The organism is Bartonella sp. A1379B (genome assembly GCF_002022485.1).
Taxonomy (GTDB): domain Bacteria; phylum Pseudomonadota; class Alphaproteobacteria; order Rhizobiales; family Rhizobiaceae; genus Bartonella; species Bartonella rochalimae.
The window spans coordinates 372,211-396,977 of sequence record NZ_CP019780.1 but is presented as its reverse complement, the minus strand read 5'-3'; the positions used below and the strand labels follow the sequence as shown (position 1 = coordinate 396,977).

Annotated in this window: 19 protein-coding genes and 3 tRNA genes; 5 read left to right on the top strand and 17 right to left on the bottom strand. The window is 33.0% G+C overall.

The genetic code is table 11. The features are described 5' to 3' along the window. The first annotated feature begins 68 nt into the window (after window positions 1–68). Genes BA1379B_RS01590 through BA1379B_RS01580 form a run of 3 tightly spaced genes read left to right on the top strand, consistent with a single transcriptional unit; the run spans window position 69 to window position 2,292 of the window. The gene (locus BA1379B_RS01590) at window positions 69–821 is read left to right on the top strand and encodes an amino acid ABC transporter permease (RefSeq protein ID WP_078673661.1); all 753 of its coding nucleotides are present in this window, start codon (window positions 69–71) and stop codon (window positions 819–821) included. A 2-nt stretch (window positions 822–823) separates the two neighbouring features. Next, window positions 824–1,531 carry an amino acid ABC transporter permease gene (locus tag BA1379B_RS01585; protein WP_078673660.1) on the top strand — a complete coding sequence of 236 codons (708 nt, stop codon included), beginning with the start codon at window positions 824–826 and terminating at the stop codon, window positions 1,529–1,531. 14 nt (window positions 1,532–1,545) lie between these two features. Continuing rightward, a complete protein-coding gene (locus BA1379B_RS01580) occupies window positions 1,546–2,292 on the top strand; it encodes an amino acid ABC transporter ATP-binding protein (RefSeq protein ID WP_035006097.1) in 747 nt (248 codons plus the stop codon). A 475-nt stretch (window positions 2,293–2,767) separates the two neighbouring features. On the opposite strand, the gene BA1379B_RS01575 is transcribed toward BA1379B_RS01580, so the two are convergent. The 5 genes from BA1379B_RS01575 to BA1379B_RS01555 all read right to left on the bottom strand — a co-directional run bounded on the left by BA1379B_RS01575 (window position 2,768) and on the right by BA1379B_RS01555 (window position 8,752). Beyond that, window positions 2,768–5,491 carry a valine--tRNA ligase gene (locus BA1379B_RS01575; RefSeq protein WP_078673659.1) on the bottom strand — a complete coding sequence of 908 codons (2,724 nt, stop codon included), beginning with the start codon at window positions 5,489–5,491 and terminating at the stop codon, window positions 2,768–2,770. A 163-nt stretch (window positions 5,492–5,654) separates the two neighbouring features. Then, a complete protein-coding gene (locus BA1379B_RS01570; protein ID WP_078692322.1) occupies window positions 5,655–6,209 on the bottom strand; it encodes a DUF2497 domain-containing protein in 555 nt (184 codons plus the stop codon). Between the two features lie 242 nt (window positions 6,210–6,451). Then, window positions 6,452–7,753, bottom strand: a complete 1,302-nt coding sequence (locus tag BA1379B_RS01565) for a TolC family outer membrane protein (protein WP_153300822.1) — start codon at window positions 7,751–7,753, stop codon at window positions 6,452–6,454. Window positions 7,754–7,803: 50 nt separating this feature from the next. Beyond that, the gene (locus tag BA1379B_RS01560; protein ID WP_078673656.1) at window positions 7,804–8,487 is read right to left on the bottom strand and encodes a protein-L-isoaspartate O-methyltransferase family protein; all 684 of its coding nucleotides are present in this window, start codon (window positions 8,485–8,487) and stop codon (window positions 7,804–7,806) included. Between the two features lie 191 nt (window positions 8,488–8,678). After that, window positions 8,679–8,752 (bottom strand) — tRNA-Cys (locus BA1379B_RS01555). 189 nt (window positions 8,753–8,941) lie between these two features. Here BA1379B_RS01555 and BA1379B_RS01550 point away from each other — a divergent pair. Beyond that, a tRNA-Asn gene (locus BA1379B_RS01550) sits at window positions 8,942–9,016 on the top strand. A 743-nt stretch (window positions 9,017–9,759) separates the two neighbouring features. Here BA1379B_RS01550 and BA1379B_RS01545 read toward each other — a convergent pair. Together BA1379B_RS01545 and BA1379B_RS01540 are read right to left on the bottom strand one after the other, a co-directional pair. Then, complete coding sequence (locus BA1379B_RS01545) at window positions 9,760–11,007, bottom strand: DEAD/DEAH box helicase (RefSeq protein ID WP_078673655.1); 1,248 nt, start codon at window positions 11,005–11,007, stop codon at window positions 9,760–9,762. Between the two features lie 265 nt (window positions 11,008–11,272). Beyond that, window positions 11,273–11,803: a hypothetical protein gene (locus tag BA1379B_RS01540; protein ID WP_078673654.1), complete on the bottom strand. Its 531-nt coding sequence runs from the start codon at window positions 11,801–11,803 to the stop codon at window positions 11,273–11,275. Window positions 11,804–12,925: 1,122 nt separating this feature from the next. On the opposite strand from BA1379B_RS01540, the gene BA1379B_RS01535 reads away from it, so the two are divergent. After that, window positions 12,926–13,011: transfer RNA gene (locus BA1379B_RS01535), tRNA-Leu, on the top strand. 301 nt (window positions 13,012–13,312) lie between these two features. On the opposite strand, the gene BA1379B_RS01530 is transcribed toward BA1379B_RS01535, so the two are convergent. The 10 genes from BA1379B_RS01530 to BA1379B_RS01495 form a co-directional block, all read right to left on the bottom strand. Then, window positions 13,313–13,576, bottom strand: a complete 264-nt coding sequence (locus BA1379B_RS01530; protein WP_078692321.1) for a helix-turn-helix transcriptional regulator — start codon at window positions 13,574–13,576, stop codon at window positions 13,313–13,315. 86 nt (window positions 13,577–13,662) lie between these two features. Continuing rightward, complete coding sequence (locus tag BA1379B_RS01525) at window positions 13,663–14,286, bottom strand: lambda exonuclease family protein (RefSeq protein WP_078692320.1); 624 nt, start codon at window positions 14,284–14,286, stop codon at window positions 13,663–13,665. A gap of 71 nt (window positions 14,287–14,357) precedes the next feature. Then, window positions 14,358–14,930: a tyrosine-type recombinase/integrase gene (locus BA1379B_RS06985; RefSeq protein WP_236829069.1), complete on the bottom strand. Its 573-nt coding sequence runs from the start codon at window positions 14,928–14,930 to the stop codon at window positions 14,358–14,360. Further along, window positions 14,927–15,097 (bottom strand): phage integrase central domain-containing protein, encoded by a 171-nt coding sequence (locus BA1379B_RS06980; RefSeq protein WP_236829068.1) that lies wholly within the window; start codon window positions 15,095–15,097, stop codon window positions 14,927–14,929. The genes BA1379B_RS06985 and BA1379B_RS06980 overlap by 4 nt, the downstream gene beginning before the upstream one ends. Continuing rightward, on the bottom strand, window positions 15,087–15,389 hold the full coding sequence (locus BA1379B_RS06975) for an Arm DNA-binding domain-containing protein (RefSeq protein ID WP_236829067.1): 303 nt from the start codon (window positions 15,387–15,389) through the stop codon (window positions 15,087–15,089). Before BA1379B_RS06975 ends, BA1379B_RS06980 begins: the two co-directional genes overlap by 11 nt. 1,304 nt (window positions 15,390–16,693) lie before the next feature. Beyond that, window positions 16,694–17,608 (bottom strand): YopJ/AvrA family T3SS effector serine/threonine acetyltransferase, encoded by a 915-nt coding sequence (locus BA1379B_RS01515; RefSeq protein WP_078673651.1) that lies wholly within the window; start codon window positions 17,606–17,608, stop codon window positions 16,694–16,696. 2,011 nt (window positions 17,609–19,619) lie between these two features. Continuing rightward, window positions 19,620–21,245: a BID domain-containing T4SS effector gene (locus BA1379B_RS01510; RefSeq protein WP_194284899.1), complete on the bottom strand. Its 1,626-nt coding sequence runs from the start codon at window positions 21,243–21,245 to the stop codon at window positions 19,620–19,622. A 413-nt stretch (window positions 21,246–21,658) separates the two neighbouring features. Further along, window positions 21,659–22,510, bottom strand: a complete 852-nt coding sequence (locus BA1379B_RS01505) for a YopJ/AvrA family T3SS effector serine/threonine acetyltransferase (protein ID WP_078692318.1) — start codon at window positions 22,508–22,510, stop codon at window positions 21,659–21,661. Between the two features lie 152 nt (window positions 22,511–22,662). Beyond that, a complete protein-coding gene (locus BA1379B_RS01500; protein ID WP_035006142.1) occupies window positions 22,663–23,466 on the bottom strand; it encodes an outer membrane protein in 804 nt (267 codons plus the stop codon). A 486-nt stretch (window positions 23,467–23,952) separates the two neighbouring features. Continuing rightward, on the bottom strand, window positions 23,953–24,687 hold the full coding sequence (locus BA1379B_RS01495) for a pyridoxine 5'-phosphate synthase (protein ID WP_078673646.1): 735 nt from the start codon (window positions 24,685–24,687) through the stop codon (window positions 23,953–23,955). Window positions 24,688–24,767: the final 80 nt, after the last annotated feature.

The following is a 24,767-nucleotide window of genomic DNA, read 5'->3' as shown; positions in this document are numbered from 1 at the left end:
AGCCTGTATCAATATAGCTGATCTATTTTCTCTACTTAGCAGCTAATTAACTTGAGGAAAATCAATTAATGGACTTTTCGTTCCTTTGCACAGATGATCTTAATCATACACTGGTAGCCGGATGTCTCGGAACTCCTGGCATAAGTCATACCTATTTGGATACACTCCTCGATGGTTTTAAAAATACAGCCATATTATCTATCTATTCATTGGTACTAGCTGTATTTATGGGTGTTATTATAGGAATGATACGTACTCTGCCTAAAACTTCCATCATTAATAATTTTTTACGTGCTGTTGGTACTTTTTGGGTAGAAATTATGCGTAATATTCCTTTACTTGTTCAAGTATTTTTATGGTATTTTGTCGTACCTAAAATTTATCCACCTGCAATGAATTTTCCACCCATTTTATTAATAATCTGCGCTTTAGGTTTTTTTACATCCGCGCGTATCGCAGAACAAGTTCGCTCCGGTATTGAATCTATTCCTTCTGGACAACATTATGCTGCAATGGCAATGGGATTTAACACTTACCAGAGCTACCGTTACATCATATTGCCACGTGCTATTCGCACAATCATGCCCCCACTCACTTCAGAAGCAATGGGTATCGTAAAAAATTCATCTATAGCATTCGCTGTTTCTATTAATGAACTAATGCAATTCCAATATCAAACAATTGAAGAAGTAAGTCATGTTTATGAAAACTATCTACTTGTTACACTCCTTTATATTGTCATATCTCTGTTCATATTCATCCTTATGACCATAATTGAGAGAGCAATTAGGATTCCTTGTTTTCAAACAGAGGGGCGCTAAATATGATAATAGAATTTATAAATACCTATTCTCCTTTTAATTTTTCAGAATTTGATTTTTCGTTTTTTACTTTTGATATATTCTGTTCTTATATTTTATCAGGTTTGCTTTTTAGCATTTTTCTAACGATTGTTACGACGGTATTTGGTCTTATCTTTGGCGTATTATTAGCAATGATGCGTCTTTCTTCTATTAAATTGCTTTCTACACTTGCTATAATTTACATTACTGCCATGCGATCAATACCACTTGTAATGGTTATTTTATGGTTTTTTGTGCTTCTGCCTTTGATAACAGGTACATCAATCGGTGCGAATAAATCAGCATTAATTACTTTTACTGCATTTGAAGCCGCTTATTTTGCTGAAATTATGCGTGCTGGCATACTTTCAATTTCGCAAGGACAAAAACATGCAGGTCAAGCTCTCGGAATGACGTACTGGCAAAATATGCGTATTGTGATTCTTCCACAAGCATTCAGAAATATGCTACCAGTCTTTCTAACACAAATTATTATACTGTTTCAGGATACAACACTTGTCTATGCAATCAGTGGCAATAGCCTTTTGAATGGATTTGATATTGTCTCTAACAATTTCGGTGTAAAACAAGAAGCTTATATTTTAGCAGCAATTTTCTATTTCCTGATCTGCTTTACATTATCGCAAATAGTTTTACTCTTGCAAAAAAAAATATCCATTATTCGCTAACAGGGGAGAAAATAATGTCTACTCATATGATCGAAATGAAAAATGTTTCTAACTGGTATGGCGAAGTTAACATTCTTAAAAACTGTACAACCAATATCAATAAAGGAGAAGTAGTTGTAGTTTGTGGACCGTCAGGATCTGGTAAATCAACCCTCATAAAAACTATTAACGCCTTAGTGCCTTTTCAAAAAGGGGAAATTTGGATTGATGGCATACCAGTTCATTCAAAAAAAACTAATTTATCCAAATTGCGTAGCCATGTAGGAATGGTATTTCAACACTTTGAGCTTTTTCCACATTTATCCGTCATGGAAAATTTAACTATTGCACAAATTAAAGTTTTAAAACGCAGTAAAAAAGAAGCGCTTGAGCGTGGCTTATTATATCTTGAACGTGTTGGACTCATCGAACATAAAGATAAATATCCTGGTCAGCTTTCTGGAGGACAACAGCAACGTGTTGCTATTGCGCGCTCTTTAACTATGGACCCATTTGTTATGCTCTTTGATGAACCAACTTCTGCTTTAGATCCAGAAATGGTAGGTGAAGTATTAGACGTCATGATAGGCCTAGCAGAAGAAGGTATGACAATGATTTGTGTTACACACGAAATGAGCTTCGCACAAAAAGTATCAAAACGTATAATTTTTATGGATCAAGGAATGATCCTCGAAGATTGTTCATCTGAAGACTTTTTCTCCAACCCACAAGCTAGAACACCAAGGGCTCAAGAGTTTTTATCAAAAATCCTTAATTATTAATCATTACAGTGTAATTCAGCTTATACATAACCTAAATTTTTAATTATGTGCTTTTATGAATTGTTAATTTTATTCAAAATTAACAATTCATAATGCTATTGTTTATTATATTTAAATTTTCTCTAAAAATAAAAAAGTGAGTTCTTAAATGGACAACCCAATATCGACCTTATACATTAATTGTTTAATAAATCTCAATTAATATTGTTCTACACAGATTGTTTCCTCAAAAAGAGTATATTTCCAAAAATAATGCGAATAAACAAACCGCTTTTTTCAATTACAAACCAAAATTATCATACTTCTGTATAAGATTTTCTTCTTCTATTAATTTTTTCCTAAATAGTATCTAGAATATTTACTAATTTATAAAACTCCACTTAATCATAAATTGAGTGACCAATGTACGCGCATAAGTCACCCACAATACCATTTCAAATCTTTTTTAACTTTCAAAAAATAAGAAAAATCTGAATTAAGCTAGCCGTTCTAAAGCAATAGATACTTTCTTTTTTGCTTCATACAACTCTGTAATTCTTCTACGTTCAAGCTCAATAATTTCCTGCCTTGCATTTGCTATGAATTTTGGATTATCTAATTTAATTGATATTTTCTCAATATCCTGTTCAATTTTATCCATACCCCTTTTCAAACGAGCACGTTCGGCATCTAAATCAATCAACTGCCCCAATGGTAAGCAAAAAGTTGCCTCTCCCAAAATTATTTGAGCTGATATAGCAGGAACCTGATCAGAAAAATGAATCTCTCCGATACGCGCTAATCTTTTAAGAATAGCCTCATAACGATGTACACGTTCTTGTATTACTTGCCCTCCTTCTAAAATTACGAGAGGTGCCAGTGCACTTACTGGAACGTTCATCTCAGCACGCACAGAACGAATACCACTAACTACATCAATAATCCAACTAATATCATTTGCAGCTTCTTCATCTTTAAACATCATTTGTGGCCATTGCGTTAATGCTAACATATTCTCACGCTTCATGTCTTGCATTGCCGTAAGAGACCACAACTCCTCTGTTACATGAGGCATAAAAGGATGGAGAAGTTTATAAACTTCATCAAGAACCCAAGCTGTACACGCTTGTGCTTCCTTTTTAGAATCTTCATTTGAACCTTGAAACACAGGTTTAAGAAGTTCAAGATACCAATCGCATAATGCATTCCAAACAAACCGATACAACGCGTGAGCAGCATCATTAAATTTATAGTTTTCAATGCCCTTAGTAACTGCCAAAACAGTTTTGGATAATTCTGTTAAAATCCAACGGTTAATTGCAAGTTTCGTTTTTTCTGGTTTGAAAGCCAAATCATGCCTAACACCATTCATTTCAGCAAATCGAGTGGCATTCCACAATTTCGTAACAAAATTACGATAGCCTTCAACACGTGAAGGATCAAGTTTTACATCACGACCTTGCGCGACCATAATAGCTAAAGTAAAGCGTAGTGCATCTGCACCGTATTGATCAATGAGTTCCAATGGATCAACAATATTTCCTTTTGATTTTGACATCTTTGCACCGTACTGATCCCGCACTAGAGCATGTACATAAACAGTTGGGAAAGGAACTTCTCCCATAAAGTGCATACCCATCATCATCATACGAGCAACCCAGAAAAAGATGATATCAAATCCAGTAACCGATAAAGATGTTGGATAAAAAGTTGTTAACTCAATTGTTTTATCAGGCCACCCTAGCGTCGAAAAAGGCCAAAGAGCAGATGAAAACCAAGTATCTAAAACATCCTGATCACGTGTTAATTGAACTGTTTTACCATAATGAGATAAAGCTGAATCTAAAGCCTCTTTTTCACTTTTTTCAACAAAAATCATACCATCAGGACCATACCAAGCAGGTATCTGATGTCCCCACCATAATTGGCGAGAAATACACCAAGGCTGAATATTTTCCATCCAATTGAAATAAGTTTTTTCCCAACTAGCCGGAATAAATTTCGTTTTCCCTTGGCGAACAGCTTCTATCGCTGGCTTTGCTAATTCAACAGCATCAACATACCACTGATTTGTTAAAAGCGGCTCAATGGGTACTCCACTTCGATCACCATGAGGAACGACGTGAAGATGCTCATTAACAGTTACACAATAACCTCTTTCTTGCATCCAAGAAACGATACGATTTCGTGCAACAAAACGATCAACTTTATCTAAATATTCCACCAACGCATTCAATTCATCAGACAAGACTAAGCCATTAAAAAATGCCTCATTATCACGCAAAAAAATCTCAGCTTTTTGCGTCAAAATATTAATTAAGCCTAAATTGTGCCGCTTTCCTACTTCAAAATCGTTAAAGTCATGTGCTGGTGTGATTTTTACAGCTCCACTCCCCTCATCAGGATTAGCATAAGAATCACCAACAATTAACAACTTGCGACCAACGAGGGGGAGAATAACATTTTGTCCTATGAGATCTTTATAACGATCATCTTCAGGATTAACCGCAACACCCGTATCCCCCAACATTGTTTCAGGACGTGTTGTTGCAACTGTTATAAAAGTTGTAGAATCATTCGGATCAAAAACTTTTCCTTCAAGCGGATACCTAAAATGCCACAAATAACCTTTGACCTCTTTCGGTTCAACTTCAAGATCCGAAATAGCCGTCAACAACTTTGGATCCCAATTGACTAAACGCTTGTCCTTATATATTAACCCTTGCTTGTAAAGCTTAACAAAGACTTCACGGACAGCCTGAGATAAGCCCTCATCCATTGTGAATCGCTCGCGTGACCAATCACACGAAACGCCAAGGCGTTTGAGTTGATTAGTGATAATCCCTCCAGCTTCATGACGCCACTTCCAAACGCATTCAATAAACTTTTCTCTTCCCATTTCTTGACGCGTTAGCTCTCGACGTTCTGCAAGTTGGCGCTCAACAACCATTTGCGTTGCAATCCCTGCATGATCCATACCCGGCTGCCACAGCACATTTTTGCCTTGCATCCGTTGAAAACGCACCATAATATCCTGAATTGTCGTATTTAATGCATGGCCCATATGAAGTGAGCCTGTGACATTCGGCGGCGGCAGCATAACGCAAAAAGATTCTGCATCAAGCTCTAAATCTATCTTTGTTTTAAAAGCCCCACACTTTTCCCATTCTTTTGCAATTCGCGGCTCTACAGAGCTAGCATCGTAGTTTTTTTCTAGCATCTTATCCACTTAATTTCACAATACCGCTGAAAAAACAATTCATGATCAAAAACTAGCTACATCACATCAAAATACTATTTACCTAAATAGCTTTATAAAACCACGTCAGAACTCTGATAACCAAGTTAATAAATAGCAGATTATATAACGAATTTAAAAGCTCTTAAGATAAATTCTTAACGGTTTTGACAATTTCTTCACGTAGGATTTTTTCAAGTAAAATAGGCAATTGACATTGTAACCATTCCGCTATAGCGGGACGCAACACATCTCTTGCAACCTTTTCAGCAGAGGAAACAACATACGCAGATAACTCTACACAATCAGAAGATGAATTTCTTTTCTGTGATACAAATGCCTCATCATATTGTTTTACTTTATGAACAGAATTTTGCTCTTCAGAGGAAATATTCATCCCTTGCATATCTATCTTATCTTCCAATCTTGCACCATCCTTAAAAGGAGAAATTCCATCTTCAGCAGAAAAACCAATACGATCAGCCAAAGCCTTCATCGCATCATCGACGGATAAAGTCGCATCATAAATACCTTCTGATGGCTTTACTGAACTCTTTGCAGAAGCATTTGCTGCAATAGACTCACCATATTCACCTGAGAAATTATCAGACTGAACTGTATTTTCTTCAATTATTTCACGGATAGATGTTAAAATCTCATCCATACTTGGCTCATGTAACGCATTTGAACTCTGTACCATACTTTAAACCTCTCGAAACGCAAAAACAAATGAAACTACCATTTTACTGTAGTAAAAGAACGACAAAGTCAACACATCTCTTTGTCTTAAATATGATACTACACACAACTTTTTTCTAACGTCATATAAAATGTTATTTAGGCAAAACATATTTTCAATATTAACAATTAATTTATGATCTACCCTTTATGCAAACTAAAATTATTTTAATATGTGAAAACTACTAATTATATCCTCGTTTCTCAGCGAATATATTTAACCGTTTTCAAACCCAAATAATTTGCAGTCAATTTACCAACAGAATATTGAACACTATAACTCGCAACAATAACATTACATTCTGCTGTTATTAGCGCAATTTGAGCATTAATTAACTGCATCTGAGAGTTTAAAACATCTAATGTGGTTGCCTGCCCTACACGATTTTCTTGAATACGACCTTTAAAAGCAATGTCAGCAGCACGAACACTCTCACGATAAGCTGCAACAGATGCACGTGCTCCTTCTAACTGAAACCAAGCAGAAGTAAGCGCTTGCTTTACTTCATTTTGAGCCAAATCAAGCTGAAAATGGGCTTGTCTAAATTGTTCTTTAGCCTGACGAATCTGCGCAGATGCACGTCCCCCTTCAAAAATTGGAAAACTAAGCGAAAGCCCTACGGATTGAGAAACTCCATCCTCTCCAGGCCCTCTATAAATCCGATTATAAGATGTTGTCGCAGACAAATCAATTTTAGGAAGCAATGCTCCTTCTTTCGCTTTAACATTGTAAGAACTAGAATCAATTAAATATCTTGCATAAAGAATCGCTGGATGCGTAGCGATACTAATTTCATAACCGGAATCAAGATTCACTGGTAACTCTTTTGCCATCGGTGGACGTTCTAATTTTTCAGGATCAGCACCAATTACTTGCCGATAAATTGCTTCCGCTGATTTTACATTAGCATGAGCAATACTAAGCTCAGAAACAGCAACAGAACGAGCTGCTTGTGCTTGAGCAAAATCAATACGCCCTCCTTCCCCTACCTCAAGTTTTGCTTTATCTGAACGAACTTGCTCTTCAAGGGCAATCAAATTTTTTCGACGCAGTTCAGCAATACGACGTGCTTTGTAGACATTAGTGTATGCTGTCACAACTTCAAGAAACATATTCTGCTCAGCATTACGAAAATATTCATGCTGCGCTTGCATTTTTAATTTAGCTGAAAAAAATGTATTTTGCGTAATAAAACCATCAAATAATCTTTGATTTAATCTTATTCCTATAAATCCAGAAGTACTATAAGGAGCTATAACAGCTTTATTTCGACTATAGCTCCCAATTCCTTCAATTTGTGGAAAAAAGCCTGACCCTGCAATAACCACATCATCATTTGATATGCGCACAGCCGCACGCTCACTATTCAATTTAGCATTATGCAGATAAGCTTTAGCAAAAGCATCCATTAATGTATCAGCACAAGCCAATTCAGAGACAAAAATGCAAAAAATCAGAAATAAACATACTTGAAGTTTCTTGTTTATTTTAAACACAATATAAATCCTAAATTAATTATACTATTCTTTATCTATTCATTCATAAAAAATCAGCATTAAAATACAAAATCAGGCAATTTTAAAAATTCAGGTAAGGGTTTTACAGAAAGATTAAAACTACGACAGACCGAAATAGTACTCTCTTTTTTTACATAGATTCGTGCAATACCAGCATTTCCATGTCCTTCAACCACAATAAGACGCCCACCTTCTCTCATTTGATCAAAAATACCATCAGGAATGAAATCAACAGCACCTTCAATAAAAATTACATCATAAGGACCTTTAATAGGATATCCCTTCTCTAAGGCTCCATGAACAACCATGACATTATTACACTTATTATGCTCTTTATGCTCTAAAATCTTGGCAGCCTGTTCTGCAAGGATCTTATTGCTTTCTAAGGCAATAACGGATTTCGCAAGTTTTGAAAGCAATGCAGAACAATAACCACTATTTGCACCAATATCCAAAACAACATCGGATGATTTTATAGCTGCCAATTGTAATAACTTCGCTAAAGATGCAGGTCTCATTAAATGACGTACAGATAAATTACTCTGCGCTGGAAATACAACAATATCAGCATCACAATAACTTAAATTTCTAATATTTTCTGGAACGAAATCTTCACGTGGCACTGTTAAAAATGCTTTGAGAACTAACAAATCTGTTACATCTACTGTACGAATTTGATTATCAACCATTTTATGGCGAAGTTCTACAAAATCTATAATCATCACTAATCTTCTCTCCCATACGCAATAAAAGCTCTAACAAAGCAGAAACAGTTTAAGATATGAACATCTTCTACTACTTACTGGTGCGACAAAAAAGTAAGATCCTAATTGCGCCAATTTAATGTACACGGTATTCTACTAAATACGCAAGCAACTCATTTAAGATTTTGAGAATTATCAATCAAATTAGCTGGAGGCCTCGCCCGGAATCGAACCGGGATACAAGGATTTGCAGTCCTCTGCGTAACCATTCCGCCACGAAGCCCCATTAAAATGTAAAGACTGTCAATAAGGGAAGGCAAAGCATCCGTCAAGGCAAAGAAACTTTTTCTAATCTTTTTATTTATTACATTATAATTCTAATTCGAATATTTAAAAAATTAAAATAATTTTTCTCTTTGCAAATCAATATTGCTTTGCTATAGGCTTTGTAAATTAGATGGTTATATACTGTTCCTCGGTAGCTCAGTGGTAGAGCAACCGGCTGTTAACCGGTTGGTCGCTGGTTCGAATCCGGCCCGGGGAGCCATTTTATTTTATACTTCATATAACTTATTGTTTTTATATATCTTTTTTTAAGGTGAGGGAATAGGATTTCACGTTTTCTTCCAAAATCTATTGCGAATCAGTGCTTCTTTCTGAATTGTTTTATAGCTTCTATAATCTGCGTAATTTAGCCTTTCATATATATTGCCAACTGCGCCGACTATTCTGTTTGTTATACTTGAAGATTTATCTTACTAAATTTGAGCTGATGATAACAATGTTTCTTTGCTCTAGGTAAATGAAAAACTATCTTATGCAAAAATCATATTCATGATATCCTACAGCCATTAAACAGAATCAGTATACGCATAGAAATCATTTTTCTTGTTAGTTTTATTTTTTATTTTCAATCGTTTTACAGCTCTTTTTAATAGATTTCTTTATTTAACTTTCTTCTTAAAGATAAAAAGTTCTTACTAAAATCATAAAAAAGTAACGAAGGCTGTCATCATTAACAATAAGCACAAATAAAGCTTAAATATCCCTACAACATTATAAAATAAGCTGATTCACATTAATATACCTATAGTAACGTATTCATCTTGCTTACTACATCTAAATAATAATAGTTTTATATCCAACAATGTATAAAAATAAATTTTAGTAATTCTTTGTAAAGTTCTACTATTTATCTAACTTTGAAAACGCAATAATTCCATATATTTTGTGTTTTTTTATTTTAATCAGATTTTTTACTTTTTGATTGTGCAATTTTATCGATTCCATTCAAGATTTTTTCCGACCTTTAAATCCTTTTAAGCGATGTTTTTTACTACCTTCTCGCTTGTAAATTTTCGGTTCAGATAGTTTTTCAGGCAATGGCGCGAACTGCAGAGGAATCTCTTTTCGTTTTAATTTCATACGAATCAGACGCTCTATAGCACACAAACGTACCTGTTCTATTTTCTCATCAAAAAGTGTAATAGCATCACCAGATGCACCATTACGTCCCGTACGACCAACGCGATGCACATAGCTTTCAGCGTTATCTGGCAAATCATAATTAATAACATGGCTGATTCCAGGTATATCAATACCACGTGCAGCAATATCAGTCGCAACCAGAACTCTTACCAGTCCTTCACGAAAATTTTTTAACGCACACTGCCGAGCATTTTGTGATTTATTTCCATGAATTGTAGCAACAGAATATCCTGTTTTTGCTAAACTACGCGCAACAGAATCAGCTCCATGCTTAGTACGTATAAATACAATAACTGAAGTCAAAGCAGGATTTGTCAAAAGTTTACTCAAAATACTCTTTTTTTCACTTGTAGAAACACAATACAGTACTTGAGTAATCTCCGCAGCAGTGGTTCCTTGAGAAACAACTTCTATTTTTACTGGTTTCCTAAGTAAATTATCTGCAAGCACATTAACTTCTTTTGACATTGTCGCAGAAAAAAGTGCCGTTTGACATTTCTCATGCAAAAAGTTTGCAATTTGTCGCACATCACTAATGAAACCCATATCTAACATACGATCAGCCTCATCTAGAATAAAAAAACGAGACTGAGAAAGATCAACATATTTACTACGGATAAGATCCATTAAACGTCCAGGTGTTGCGATCAAAATATCAACACCCTTTGCCATCCGTCTAATTTGTATCAAGCGTGACATTCCCCCTACAATCAAACATGTTGAAAGATGAGTTCCTTTTGCAACAGCACTAATTGCTTCCTCAATCTGAATAGCAAGCTCACGCGTAGGAACCAAAATTAAGGCTCGCGCAGTTTTAGGATAACGCTTATCACCTAAAGTTAAAATCCGGTTCAAAATAGGTAAACTGAATGCCAATGTTTTTCCAGAACCAGTTTGTGCAATCCCTAAAATATCATGCCCTTTTAACATTACTGGGATAGCTTTCTCTTGAATAAACTTAGGTTTATTCATACCAGCACTAAATAGGTTTTTAACTAAAATAGAGGACAAACCTAGTTCTGTAAAAACATTTTCTTCACTTACACTCAAAATAAAATTTTCCCTAACTCTATAATTATCAATAAATTACAAGCTAAATTGTAGTATTTCTGAAACCATACAATAGAGTCATAATTTTAATTTTGTGGACTAATGCTTGAAATAAAAATAAGCCATCAAACACCATACATGGGCATATTAACCCAAAATAAGATGTATAAAACCTTTTTGTGTAAAAACCTAATTCATCAGCGCAAACACCTTAATAGGCAATATTACTGAATTAACATAAAAAGCAATTACCTTGCAAAATTATTTATTTTTCTATTACTGTTTCCTTTGGCATATTTATTCCCTTAAAATCAGGATAAATCTCCAAAAAAACTGTATTTTGTATAGTCTTCTGTCCCCCATAAACTAAAAACCATTTACCATTATCAAAAATCGCTAAGGTTTTATATTTTATGATACGATCCTTTGTCTCAATAACAGTTGGAATCAAAGCATAAAAAATATCATTATTAATTTGCTGATAGTCTATTTCTTTTTCATCTAAATGATAAGCATCAGTAGACAAATTTGCGAACTGCATATGAAGTTGCTCAAGAAAATTATTACGTAAACTATCCTCTGTTGCATTTAGCCGGCGTGCTATTTCTCTATAAAGCCTATCAGACATATGAGCAGCAACAATAGAAAAATTTTTATTTTTCATGGCTTTATTAATATCAACAACTAAATTTGAAAGCGCATTTTTTTGCACTATTGTTAGCTCAGCCGCTACATTATATGTCCCAATAGCCAATAATAAAGATACACTCAGCATAAAACAAAAAATGGACTTCATTTTCTATATTCCTTCGTTTAAAAAAACTTCAAATGACAAAACCAAGCAACTCTATAACCGTCTGCAATATCGGAACATTTCTAATAAAATTCTTTAATTTATCTTTATAAGTCACTGAAACTAATTTGTTTTAAAATAAAAATAATATAAAAATTTATAACTCATTTCTGAGATACCAAAAATGTATAGTCTCATCATCAAAATAACAATTCGAGCCCAAAACTATGTCCTTTATAAAAGGTCACCAAAAACTAAAATAAAATATTGCTCTACCCCTGAAAATGTGAAATCGTTCTTTAATACCTAGAAAATATTTAAAATCATTACCATTAGAAACAATTAAAAATTTTTTTTCTCTTTATAAAAAAAGACTTTTGAGAGCATCAATCAACAACAACTATTTCAAAAACAATACCTTCAAAATTCAACATTTCAATCATCGTCAAAAAAATTCGATTTTTAGGAGTTATAATAAGAGAATACGTAAAAACCGTTCTAATATCCCACAATCTAATTATGCTCGTTTCAGCTATAATAGTCTCATCTACAAATATATTATATTTTCTAATTTTATATGCTTTTCACTACTTAAATAAAGAAATCAACTTCCATAATCTAATAAAAAGAAACTCTGCTTACCAGCCATATTAAAAAATAAATTATTTACATCACTAATCAGACCACTTTTTCATACAGATAAAATCATCAAATCTAGTTTGTTTTTCTCATTAGAGTTTTATTATAAACCAGCTTAGCATCAAACTATCGTTTGCGATCTATCAAGAATTATCAAAATCAAAAAGTACCACAATTTTATATGACCGGAGTTTAATTATTAAATCTTTATATTTTCAATAAACATCTGCATCATATTCTTGACTAAAAAAATCATTTTACTGAAACAACATTTTCAAAAAATTATGTAAAATATCATAGCTTTAGTTATATTATAAACAAGTTCACTCATAGCACAAATTGTTCTCTTTTATCACGAACATCCTACAGATTTTCTGTCATAAAAGTTATAAGTTTTCTGTCAAGAATTCTATTAAAAGTCGAATATCTCAGCTTTTATTATTAATCCTTGATTCAATAGAAGATATAGCTTATGAGAAATTGTCCGCGGACGTGATGAAATCGGTAAACATAGCAGACTTAAAATCTGCCGGCCTAAGGCCTTGCGGGTTCAAGTCCCGCCGTCCGCACCACGACATGTGAATTTTCACTTATTTTTCAGTAGTTTATTAGAAATCAGAAAAAATTAAACCACCTTTTAAAACGCTATAATAACACTCTCAGATGGTACTGAGATAATACTAAATACGAATCATTGCTGCTTTTTTTGAAGCATCTTTTTAGCACTTTCCCCCTCCCCGTCATAAAAAATTAGGAGATAGAATCAACTTTCTAAACTAAGCCGCTTTCATAGCAGATCTTGTTAAATCAAAATGTAGTCTTTTCCTTCTTCAAATGCATACTGATTAACGCGGTTTGTAATTTGGAACCTCTTCATAATTCTACTGAATCTCTCTCCGTTTTTTTTGCTTCAATATAACGATCAATTTCAACAAGATTCCATTTTAAATATCGTCCTTCTTGTATAGGCTTAGGAAAAGCTCCAATTTTTACAAACTCTCTAATGTATGTCATTGACATTCCAAGATAAATTGAGAGATCTTGTATATTGACAAGCCGTTGCAAACGCATCAACAGTAAAGCTTGTTCGAATAAGCTTACTTTTTCTATTGAGGCAGTTAATTTTTCTTCATTCATTTAAAATTTTCCTTATTATCTAAGTGTTGAGAATAATTAAATGGGCGGGGACGCTGGAGGGGGATGGCTGGAGCGTCCCCATAACTTTAAGCCGCTTGAGCTGTAATCTTTTTGATGTCTTGTTCGATTTCTTCTAAAAATGTTTCCACTGCTTGATTGATGGATTCTATCTGTTCATCATTCCGATGGATCCGCTGAACCTTGAGACGTAAGTGAGCAGATTGTCCTGAAAACCCGGGATCATAGCTCACAAAGTCACACCACTGACGTCCTGTACAAGCCATTTGAAATTGCATTTGTGCTAAATATTCTGGTTTGATTTTTTCTGTCATCCAGAAACGAAGGTGGTTTACAGACTGGGGACATTTAATCTCTATGAGCCCATTCTCACCAATGAGACCATCAGGGCTTGCACCAGCCATTTCGATTGTAGGATGTGGGATGAAACCACATGGAGTAACCTCTCTATCATAAACAAAGCTATATTCTTTGAGGGCATCCCCTTCATGTTCAATGCCCCGTTGCATAGCAGATGTTGTATAAGAATGGCTGATTTCACCGACTAAGCATTCTGTCATGAGTTTGATTTTGTATTCCTCATATTTGCTTGTGGGCAAATTTCTAGCGGTTCGACTAAGAATGTTGTAAACATTTGAGGCGGTGACTTTTCCTAAACGTGCCTGAAACCATTCTGCAGTTCTTTGTTCCATCTCACACCGCTCTTTGTTCTTGGTGATGAACACTGTCTTGACTATAAGTTTCATCATAGTCATAGACGAATTCAGCAGGCTGTTGTTCTTGAGGGGATTGTTGTTCTCTTTTTTTCTGTAGGAGATGTAAAACAGTCTGTCCTTCTTGAAGAGAAAGGTCTGTTATATTTCTGACATTGGCGAAGCTCAAAACCTTTGTCTTTCATGAATTTAGAAAGTGTTACATCAGATATAGGCTTTCCAGAACTCCCAGCAAATAAAAAACCATTTTTTTCTATTTTTTTTGCTTTTTCAATAACAGCAAGCGCTTCAGCTGTAAGCGGCACACGAAAATCAGAAACCTTTCCAACAATCCCCTTCATATTTTTTTTTGGGATAATCCATATTGATCCATAAATCTCTTCTGACCGAATATGCCTAATTGGCATAGAACGAACACCCGTCAAAATAAGAAGTTTTAAAGCTAGATTTGATACAATCTCATCATTTAAAGATTGAAAAAATTTAGGCACTTCTTTCCACGGCATTGCTGGAATATTTTGGGTATTTTGAATAAACTTTCCTAACAAAGCTTTTGCTTTTGGTATCAATTGCATATCCACATCTATACCAAGTGCCGCCGCATGTTTTATAGCTATATTCAAGCGGGATAGAGCTTATTTGCTGTTTCGTTTTTTGTCTTCCAAATGGGAGAAATGCATCCTTTTATATCAACTTGCGTCAATTCAGTAATTGGCATATCACCAAGTTTAGGAAAAATATGTAACTCAAGAGGTGTTAACCACCTTGCTACTTTTCCTTCATTTTTCAATTCGTTTTTTTTTCGCTTCAAAAGCGCTAGAGGCAATTTCTCGTAAAGAAATACCACCCCCTGCCCGACGCAAATATTCTTTTTGTTTTTGGCGAATTGGGTCAATTCCTTGATTTAAAAGATCACGACAAGCTGAAGCCTTGAGCCGTGCCTCTTTTAAAGATACATTGCGACAGGAACCTAATCCCATTTCTCGTCGTCTTTTGTCGTCTTTTATTGAGATCAAACCTAAAAACCCATCGTCCTTGATCTGGTTCAGTTTTGATAAGCCATAAACCAGCTCCGTCAGCATATTTGCCTTTAGATAGATTTTTTACAGATAAGACAGATAATCTATCACGCGTTCTTATTCTCCGAACCACCTTTTGAACCATCTTTTGAATTGCGCTTGGAGCACTTTCATCTGGTACCAAGATTATATACAAAAGGCAATTTAATAAATAAAATTAAATAAAAACAAATAGTTATTAAATAGAAAAAAAGATAAACCGCGCTATCAGGTGATATTGTAGAGAGTTCTAAGGGAAGAAAAAATTAGTGCAAAAATGGTGCACGCTGTCTGCACCATTTTTCAATAAATTGATTAAACAACAGAGCTCCCTTTGTGAAGCTGTCATAACACTATTAAACAGAATTATAATTCTGCAAAGTTGTAAATCAATTCAAGTATAGTGATTCAGTTTATATTTATCACGTACTGTAGAACATCTTTTATATCAGAAATAGCTTTGAACAATAGTATTCATTTCTAAAAATGAGGTCCTATTGGTTTCGAGGATAACATCACTAGCTTTATACGGTGATCTTTTTATTGCAAAGAATATTTTAATCAAATCCTACTTTAGTATATTGATTATACAAAATCTAATTTTAGTGATATTGTCATAAGTAATCACACAAAATACTTTTGTGTATTGAAAGATGATATCTTTTAAATTTCGTTTGTCCTTAAATTGATAATACAATGTGTTACAATCTTCTCACTTTTTTAAATATAGAGAATCTATATGAGAAGTATTTTTATTTTTTCACAATTTAATAAAAACTTCCTTGTATTTAACTTTATTAAATGAATTTCATATACTTATATCACAAATACATTCAATAATCTTTTCTTTCAAATGAACGAGCATTTTTAATGCTTCTAGATTTATTGTTGTAATTTAAAAGTGCCATAAATTCTACGAACAATAAATAGTTATTTTCAAAAGATTCTTTTGTTCCTAACATTCCTTTAAGTTAATGGAAATTGACTCGATCTTTTCTATTAACTCCTCTGTTTTATGCAGAACGCAATACTAAAAGCTCCCAAAAAACCGATTAACATCATTAATGTAAATTTTATAACATCATTATATACTCAAGCATGCAACGGCTAAACTCTTTAATTTTTTGCAGAAAAGAAATAGTTTCCACAACCCATGCTAATAATTCAGCGTTCCTTAAACGCTTGCTTCTTAGCACCTATATACATTGTGTATACTTTATTAAGTAATAAAAACTACTCTTTAACACGGCAGATATAAACACCCCACAAAAGCCTAATCCTGAATTTATATATTTTTTGAGATTGACAATTTGATCCAAGATTTATATTTACCTTATCAAAGATTTATATTCATAAACTCTTTTTTTATGTAGCGAACAAGATACCCGTTTATTATCTACCACGACTGAATTCTTATCAAACCTCTCCAAAATAACTTCGCCCTTCTTGTTAATAATTGTCCGTTTAGCTTTCGGATTTGATTCTATATATTCATTAAGGCGGTTTACGCTCTGCGTATGTTTGTAAAAAGTGGCTGGAAGATACTTGTCTAGCTCATCATAAGATACAAAAAAATCTGATTTACACAAGACATTGTTAATATTATCTTTGTGTAGTTTTTCTAATTTATCCATTTCACAATAAAGCTTTTTAGCTAGAGCCAAACTAAAAATCCCACATTCAGAAGCACTCCGTTGAATATCCATTTCTACTATAGAAAAATGACAATTAGGTAATTGACTTTCTTCAATGGCCATTTTTACTCTCATTGCTAGTACCGCCGGCTTCATATGCTTGAATGATACAGGCTCAAATAATATCAAAGACATCCTCTCATTGATCATTCGATGATCGAGAACTGCAAAATGGATTTCGTTATCTCCTAAGCTAACTATCAATCTAGAAAGTTGAATCTTATTATCTATTGTGTTTTTTATTAATATAGGAACATCCTCAGGTGTTGCAGAGAATTTAAGGTTCATTAGTAGATATTTTTCATTTGCTTTCTTTATCAGAGAGGGCATCATTGCTAAATCAAGCTCTCCATAAAGCATGTCATACCAACTACCATGCATCATGTCGTTTTCTAGACGCATAATAGTACTTTTTAATGGTTCAGCATTCCAAAATATAAAATTATACTTTTTTCTAAATCTAGTATTTTCTTTTTTCTGACACACAACATCGCTTTTATTTTTTTTTGAACAACAAATTATGTTTAGTAAATCTTTTAGTTTGGGCATATATTAATTTCCATATTGAGAATTATCACTAGATAATGAACCTCATTTATGACTTTACAATGTTATGCTTTAATCTCTTTTTCATTCTAAAAAATGAGGCAATGAAATTGTTTTGTAAAAACTAAGCTGCTTTCTAAAGGAAAATCTGAATTTTCAGAACAATCGCTTAGCTTTTACTAAAGAAAGTCCTACCATTATATCTGTATTGAAAATTAAGCCACATGCTAGAGCGTCTTTGTACTCTCCTTCAGGCTCACCTACCAAAATTAAAATCACATTCAGCCAGGCCATATATCGTGTTTTCAAGCCTGTATGAATTTCTTCTTTTCAGCTAAAAGATTTTTCTTGCGTCAGCTATTTCAAGCAGCAGCGCAAAGCTTTTATATTGCAAACAAAACAAACAATTATTATCCTATACTGTTTGAAAAACAAGAACGCATAAAATCCCTCATACGAGCTATAACCACTAAGGTTTTTAAAAAGTCCGTAATTTTATTCATAAAACCAGCCATTCATAATATCGTGACATATAAAATAGAAAATATGAGAATACCTGTACTCTTAAACAGATTTTATTTGCTTATTCAATATCTCAATAGGCCTTTGATATCTTCAACAGAACAATTATTAACTTGTTTATCACTATAATAAACAGATTGTGTTCGTAAATAAAGCCTATCTTCAAACTCTTCATACTGATGTCTTACCAAGAAAGCCTTGTGTGTTTGTTGCTAGCATTTCAAATGCTGATCCTTATTCAAAAATCAATGTTTTTAGAAATCTGGCAGAGCGTTACCATACTAATAAAAGAATAATTTTCAAAATCTTACTCAAAAATGCTAATCATATTTAAATTATGAAAAGCGATTTCATAGTTTCTTAATACAAGTAAGAAAAGAAAAATGCATTGTACAGTTAACTCTTAGAAAACAAAATACAATGCAAAAATTCCATAGAAATAACATGAAACATTTGTTGTAAAGTATTGGAAATAGATAAGCGTTTTATAAATTTTAGGAACATAAAGACGGCACAAGAGAGAGCTTAAAAACTATCAACATCATAATATTTATAAGGTTTTAGATTATAATACCAGGTATAGCTATATAAATAAATGTAGATTTATGAAGAAGCAAACGCTTATAAATAAACTTAAATACAAACCACTCATCAATGAATAAATAAAGATTATATAAAATCAAATTATTATTAATTTATTTTAGTTAGTTATCTTGGAACTGATCTGAAGAGAAAGGCAATAGTATAATTTCTCAAAATAAATAAACTAGCTCACCCTCTTCATTTCATCTAAAAATCTTAAAGAATTATTAGTATTGATACAGCTAAAGATATCATTACTGCACGGTTTAAGAAATCAATTCCTAAAAAATTAGGAATCGCTACATCTCATTTTTACAAAAATCTTGATCAGGAATATTAAAACAACTTACTGTTGTAAAAAAATTATATAATACTTCAAAAACTTTAGATTATAGAGTCTATCCTAATCTCATTGTAATTTTTAAATTCTTCTTCAGCTCGTGTACTGATAAAGTTCTATTTTCCAAGCTAATAATTAATTTGTTCAAATGAGCTTTTAAAAAGCTTTATAGAATAATCAACAATGTATGTTAAAGAAAGATCTTCCTAAACTAGTTTAAGTAGTTTTCTCGTCATCAGTGCCATTTTGTATAAATTTTCCCTTAACATAATTTAAAGACTACTTTCAAACTATCTTTTAATGCCACCATAACATCATTAAATGGATTCTAATCATGTAAAATTGCAGATTAACATTCCCCTCCACACTTCTAAATTTTTCTGTTTAAATAAAATCAAGAGCGCTATCTGAATCTTTCAAGCTGTCCAACACTCTTTCTTTGAATTCAACAATAAAAGACTAATCATAGCACTTCTCTTCACATCTGAATGAGATAACACCTAACGCTTAGCCCCCCCCAACTTGAAAGGTCTTAAAAAAACTCCTATAAATGAAATGGAAAAACACATTTTAACAAGCCATAGCTGTCGCCTTTAAAGCATTCGCTCTAAGTACTTGTATTTTCTTTTGTATTTCTTTGACTTCCCCAATAGTTTTTATAATTGCCTTTGCTTTACTTTCTGATATGCTAATACTTTTAGCAAGTTCTTCATAGTTCTTATCATTGATTGCCTTACATTCACATGGTGAAAGACGGTGATTAACTTTAATGATAAAATCAGAGATACTTTTATTAAGAAATGAAAGATTCCATGATTTCAGAACTTCTTCCCGCATATCTTCTGGCATATCAAGAATGCATTGCACTTCCTTGCTGGGCATTTTTACTACCTGTCCACAACGTTTTTGTCTTTCTTTATACTCCTTTAAGATTTGATTTCTAGAATCTTCTACAATATTTGCATAATTTTTAATTTCATTACTCAGTTTACAAAAACTTTGATTAGTAGCTTTAGTTTTTTTACTTATGAAATACTTTTTGTTATCACAACATGCCATAATTTGTTCAGAAAACACCTCCCCTAAATTCGGATCCATATCAATCATGTTTATTATCTCGTTCAATTGATCCGAACGTCCATAAATAAATCTTGCACAATGCTGGATTTTATCTCGTTGCTCTCGAACAGAACTATATTCTAAAATTTTTTCAATCATTTCATCTTCGCTCAAAGCAGCTAATTTTTCTTCTGGGATAAAAATTTCTTTAAGATCTTTAGTATCTAAAGCTGTAAAAATGAAATCACTACCAAGTTTGAATGTCCTTAATTGTTCTGGTGTAAGGGAATCTTTATTGGAGAGGATACAAGTATCTCCCGCTTCTATTACAATAAAATCTGAAGCAAGGAATTTACCAATCCCCTTATAGGTTTCACCTTCTCTCGCTACTGTAATCAACTTTTCATTCGAATCAAAGATATTATATTCTTTGGCATTGCTTATGAATTGCTTTAAAATACCGACCTTTTCTGGATTGGAAATATCTTCAAACAAATGTCGCAAAGGCTCCATATATGCGTTTTTTGTAGCCTCAACACTCACATATGTCATGCGCTTTGTTGTTGTAGCGGAAAAGTCAAGTTTATAGCCTACAGATCTGGCTAGCTTTACAAAAAACAATCTTTGTACGCGTCCATTACCTTCCCTAAAAGGATGAATATAATTGATAGAGCCAAATATTTTTGCTGCATTATGAACAAATTCTTCACGCGATAAGCCTCTCAAATAATTCTTCTCAGCGAGTTTTTGATCGATGAAATCTAAACCTTCCTTAATCTTTGAACCAAATGCAAAACCAAAATCGGAATCACACTTTGCCATGGAGGGCATCACAGCCCTTGTACCATCTGAAAATGTAAATGGAACATCACGGGTGCACCCAGCCCATTCCAATGCATGCTGAAATAAACGTTTATGCAAATACTTTAGATAAGAAGAATCAAACCGCTCTGGAGCAGGTTCTTCTAGCACCTTAACAGTTTCTTTTAATGCATCATGCGTCATTCTCTCCTCGAACTTTTGACACTCCATGATTCCATATTTATTCTTCAACACTCTACTGTCAGGATAGACATAATTTTTAGGAGAAGGGATGTTAATATCCTCCAACTTTATCATCATTTCACTTTTCTTCATAACAACACCCTGATAATTTAGATCTATACAATACCCCCTCATATATCTTCATCAAATTTTAAATCTTTTAAGATAAGAAAATACACCTTGTCCATTTACAATAAAAGCTCATGATCTATATTCACTAATTCGTAACACAATTGTAATTTTTTATATTGAAGTGTTAAGAATTATAAAATCATCAGTTAATATTTTCATACACTCTGATTTGCTTTTTAATTCGCTTGTATAAAAAGATATATCTTTATACTTTGCACTCTATACTGTACTAATACTAAACACTTGATTGTATTAAATATTTTCCTAATTTACAAACAAAACGTATAAAACTAAGTGAATTTTCCAAAATTAATAGGTCTTAATCCATAACTTTTCCTTCATTCATATTAGCTAATAATATCTAAGAAATTTTATCATCTCATTAATGATTTATATTCAGTAATCCTTTTTTTGTGTGCTGATGCAGACATATTTTTACCCCTTTTTACCATTGTATGTCTTTCAAATCTCTCAAAAATGGTTTCATTTTTTTTGTTAACGATTTCTTTTTCAGATCCTGGATTTTTTTTCACATATTCCTCAAGACGCTTCAAACCTTGTACGTGTTTATAAAAGTCGATTGGAAGATATGTATCTAATAAATCATGAGACAAATAAACATCTCTATCCCACCGATCACCTTTAATATTATCTCTATGCAGTTTTTCTAATTTATCAGATCGAAGATAAAGTTTTTTAGCGAGAGCTAAACTAAAAATTCCACATTCAGACATACTTCGCTGAATGTCCATTTCTACAATAGAACAATAAAAATCAGGCAATTGGAGACCTTCAATGGCTTTTTTTACATTTGATATTAGTATCAAAGAAACCTCATTATTACATCTTGTGCACTCAAATAATATAAAGGAAAGTTTATTGTTGATAGTTTTATGATCAATTACTACAAAATGGGGCATAACATCAGTCAGTACATTCACTATAAACCTCGAAGATTGAATCCTATCACCGATTGTTTTTTGCACAGATGCCGCCAAATCTTTAAATGTCGTAACAAGCCTAAGATTCATCTTTGGGTATTTATTGTTTGCCTGCTTTATTAAAGCAGGCATCATTTTAAAATCGATATCTGAATAAATTTCTTCTATCCACTTTCCATTAAAGATATCATTCTCCAAACGAATAATAAGATCTTCTAATGTCTCATTTCCTTCAGAGATTAAGGAGTCATTAGCCTGAGTAATTGGACTTGATGACTGCAACATAACACAAACCTCCATATCAAATAATTGAGTTTTGCACTCAAACTAAAGACATTTCGTATTAAAGCCTCATATGCTGAAAAGTAACAACGACAAAATGTACAGAAACAAAAACGTCATCGTTGATAGAACTGTTCAATGAGCTAATCTAAAATTCAAAATTTACAAGCTACACCAAAATAAAAGGCATTGCTTTTATAGCTAACGTTCATATTATTATTTACAAATTCCTTTTTACCGAAATCTGAATAATTGTATTCTGCACGTAAAATAAAATTATCAGTTATTGCAAAATCTAAACCACCACCAATGGTATAACCATTCATTATCTTTGAATTGGAAGTTGATAATACAGGGGGCGTCTTTTCTAATGAACTTCTTGTCAATGAATTATTTTTCGATGGCACAAAAAACTTTAAATAAGTACTCTGAAGCTTTGTCACAGAAATACCACCAGCAATATAAGGCATAACACGATCAAAACTAAACCCAATACGCCCGCGTATAGCACTAAGCCATTTTTGTTGTAAGCTTTGTTTTATATCAAAATCTATCTGACTCTTCTTATTATTATCAGCTTTTAAAGAAGCAATAATATCAATAACTTTTGTATCCTTTGCGCCAGACCAATTTATATCGGTATCAAAGCCCAAAACAAAACCATTGTTAATATTAATATTTAAACCTGTATAAAGACCACCTACAACACCTGAGAGCTTAGGTGATGATTGATTTTGAAATATAATGTTATGCTTTACATTATTTGAGTCTATAAAACTCGACGTACTCTGACCTGAAAAAACACCAATTTTCCCACCAAAATAAAAACCTGTCCACGAAAAAGTAGACGACAAAACAACAGGTGAAGCAGTATATGATTGATAAGGAATCACAAAGTCTGTTGCCTGAACTATAGAAATTGAGAACAATGTAAAAACAGACGCTGTTAAATATTTCATACAAAACTCCGAAAATAAAACTATAGACATATAATGTTACATTTTTCTTTCAACAGATCTGCAGCACAAATAACACAATTATAAAAAATAATTAAAATATTGCTGAATTTATAGCTTTCTATAGTTCTATAATAAAGCCATCAGGCATTAATCAATATTATTTATTAATAACATATTGATTTCTAAAAATATAATATAACTACAAAATGTTTTTAAATGCTTGAGATAATTAAACAAAGCATTACCTATGCTTTTAATTATTAGAAATTAGGAGGTTTTTAATTCAAAATAGATATATTCGAACTGCAACTAACCTACTTTTAGAAAAAGCGTTATCTGTCAGATCTTAATTAAAGCAGCAAGCAGTAATTTTATAACTAAGTAAGAATTCAAATTGTTACACAATAAATAATACTTTTCAATAATGACATAAGAGTATTTAGATACTAAATACAATCGATCGTTACATTGCCTTGAATAGATAACTTATGCCAATAACCGAATGAAACGCTGAACAGTTTCATGCATTCCATATTCTAATGCATCAGCAATAAGTCCGTGTCCAATAGAAACTTCATTAATCCAAGGAATCCGATTAACAAGGGCAGGAAGATTAGCAATTGTTAGATCATGGCCTGCATTAATATGTAATTGTAATTCTCTTGCTTTTTGTGCTGCCAAAGCTAATTTATCTAACTCCTGTGTTTGTTTTTCTTCATCATCAAACGCACCACCATAAGGTCCAGTATAAAATTCTACATAATCAGCGCCAATAGCTTTAGCAATATCGAGATCGTCTAAAATTGTATTAGCAAATAATGACACACGAATATTTTTTGCTTTTAAGCGTTGAATAACAGGCGCTAAAAATTCTGCACTGCTAGCAAAATCCCAACCGTGATCGGAAGTGGACTGATCTGGAGTGTCAGGAACAAGAGTAATTTGATCAGCATATTTTTCTGCTAAATCTAAAAATGTATCACTTGGATAACCTTCAATATTAAATTCAGCATTAGGAAAAGCATTATTCATTAAAAAACGTATTTTTGGTAAATCAACAAAACGGATATGTCTTTCATCCGGACGTGGATGGACCGTCAAGCCTGCTGCGCCAGCAGAAAGCGCTATATATCCAATGTTTTCAATGCTTGGCCATGGAAGATTACGCCTATTACGCAAAACAGCAACAGCATTAAGATTAACTGAAAGTTTTATTACCACACACTATCCCACTTCTATAATACTCTGATGTTAAGAAGAAACATATCTAAACATAATATCAAACAATAAAATATCTTGTG

Bases quoted from the DNA above. Each gene is read 5' to 3' on its own strand.
- BA1379B_RS01590 (WP_078673661.1), top strand. From the start codon at position 69: ATGGACTTTTCGTTCCTTTGCACAGATGATCTTAATCATACACTGGTA.
- BA1379B_RS01585 (WP_078673660.1), top strand. From the start codon at position 824: ATGATAATAGAATTTATAAATACCTATTCTCCTTTTAATTTTTCAGAA.
- BA1379B_RS01580 (WP_035006097.1), top strand. From the start codon at position 1,546: ATGTCTACTCATATGATCGAAATGAAAAATGTTTCTAACTGGTATGGC.
- BA1379B_RS01575 (WP_078673659.1), bottom strand. From the start codon at position 5,491: ATGCTAGAAAAAAACTACGATGCTAGCTCTGTAGAGCCGCGAATTGCA.
- BA1379B_RS01570 (WP_078692322.1), bottom strand. From the start codon at position 6,209: ATGGTACAGAGTTCAAATGCGTTACATGAGCCAAGTATGGATGAGATT.
- BA1379B_RS01560 (WP_078673656.1), bottom strand. From the start codon at position 8,487: ATGATTATAGATTTTGTAGAACTTCGCCATAAAATGGTTGATAATCAA.
- BA1379B_RS01540 (WP_078673654.1), bottom strand. From the start codon at position 11,803: ATGAAGTCCATTTTTTGTTTTATGCTGAGTGTATCTTTATTATTGGCT.
- BA1379B_RS01530 (WP_078692321.1), bottom strand. From the start codon at position 13,576: ATGAATGAAGAAAAATTAACTGCCTCAATAGAAAAAGTAAGCTTATTC.
- BA1379B_RS01525 (WP_078692320.1), bottom strand. From the start codon at position 14,286: ATGGAACAAAGAACTGCAGAATGGTTTCAGGCACGTTTAGGAAAAGTC.
- BA1379B_RS06975 (WP_236829067.1), bottom strand. From the start codon at position 15,389: ATGCTGACGGAGCTGGTTTATGGCTTATCAAAACTGAACCAGATCAAG.
- BA1379B_RS01515 (WP_078673651.1), bottom strand. From the start codon at position 17,608: ATGCCCAAACTAAAAGATTTACTAAACATAATTTGTTGTTCAAAAAAA.
- BA1379B_RS01510 (WP_194284899.1), bottom strand. From the start codon at position 21,245: ATGAAGAAAAGTGAAATGATGATAAAGTTGGAGGATATTAACATCCCT.
- BA1379B_RS01505 (WP_078692318.1), bottom strand. From the start codon at position 22,510: ATGTTGCAGTCATCAAGTCCAATTACTCAGGCTAATGACTCCTTAATC.
- BA1379B_RS01500 (WP_035006142.1), bottom strand. From the start codon at position 23,466: ATGAAATATTTAACAGCGTCTGTTTTTACATTGTTCTCAATTTCTATA.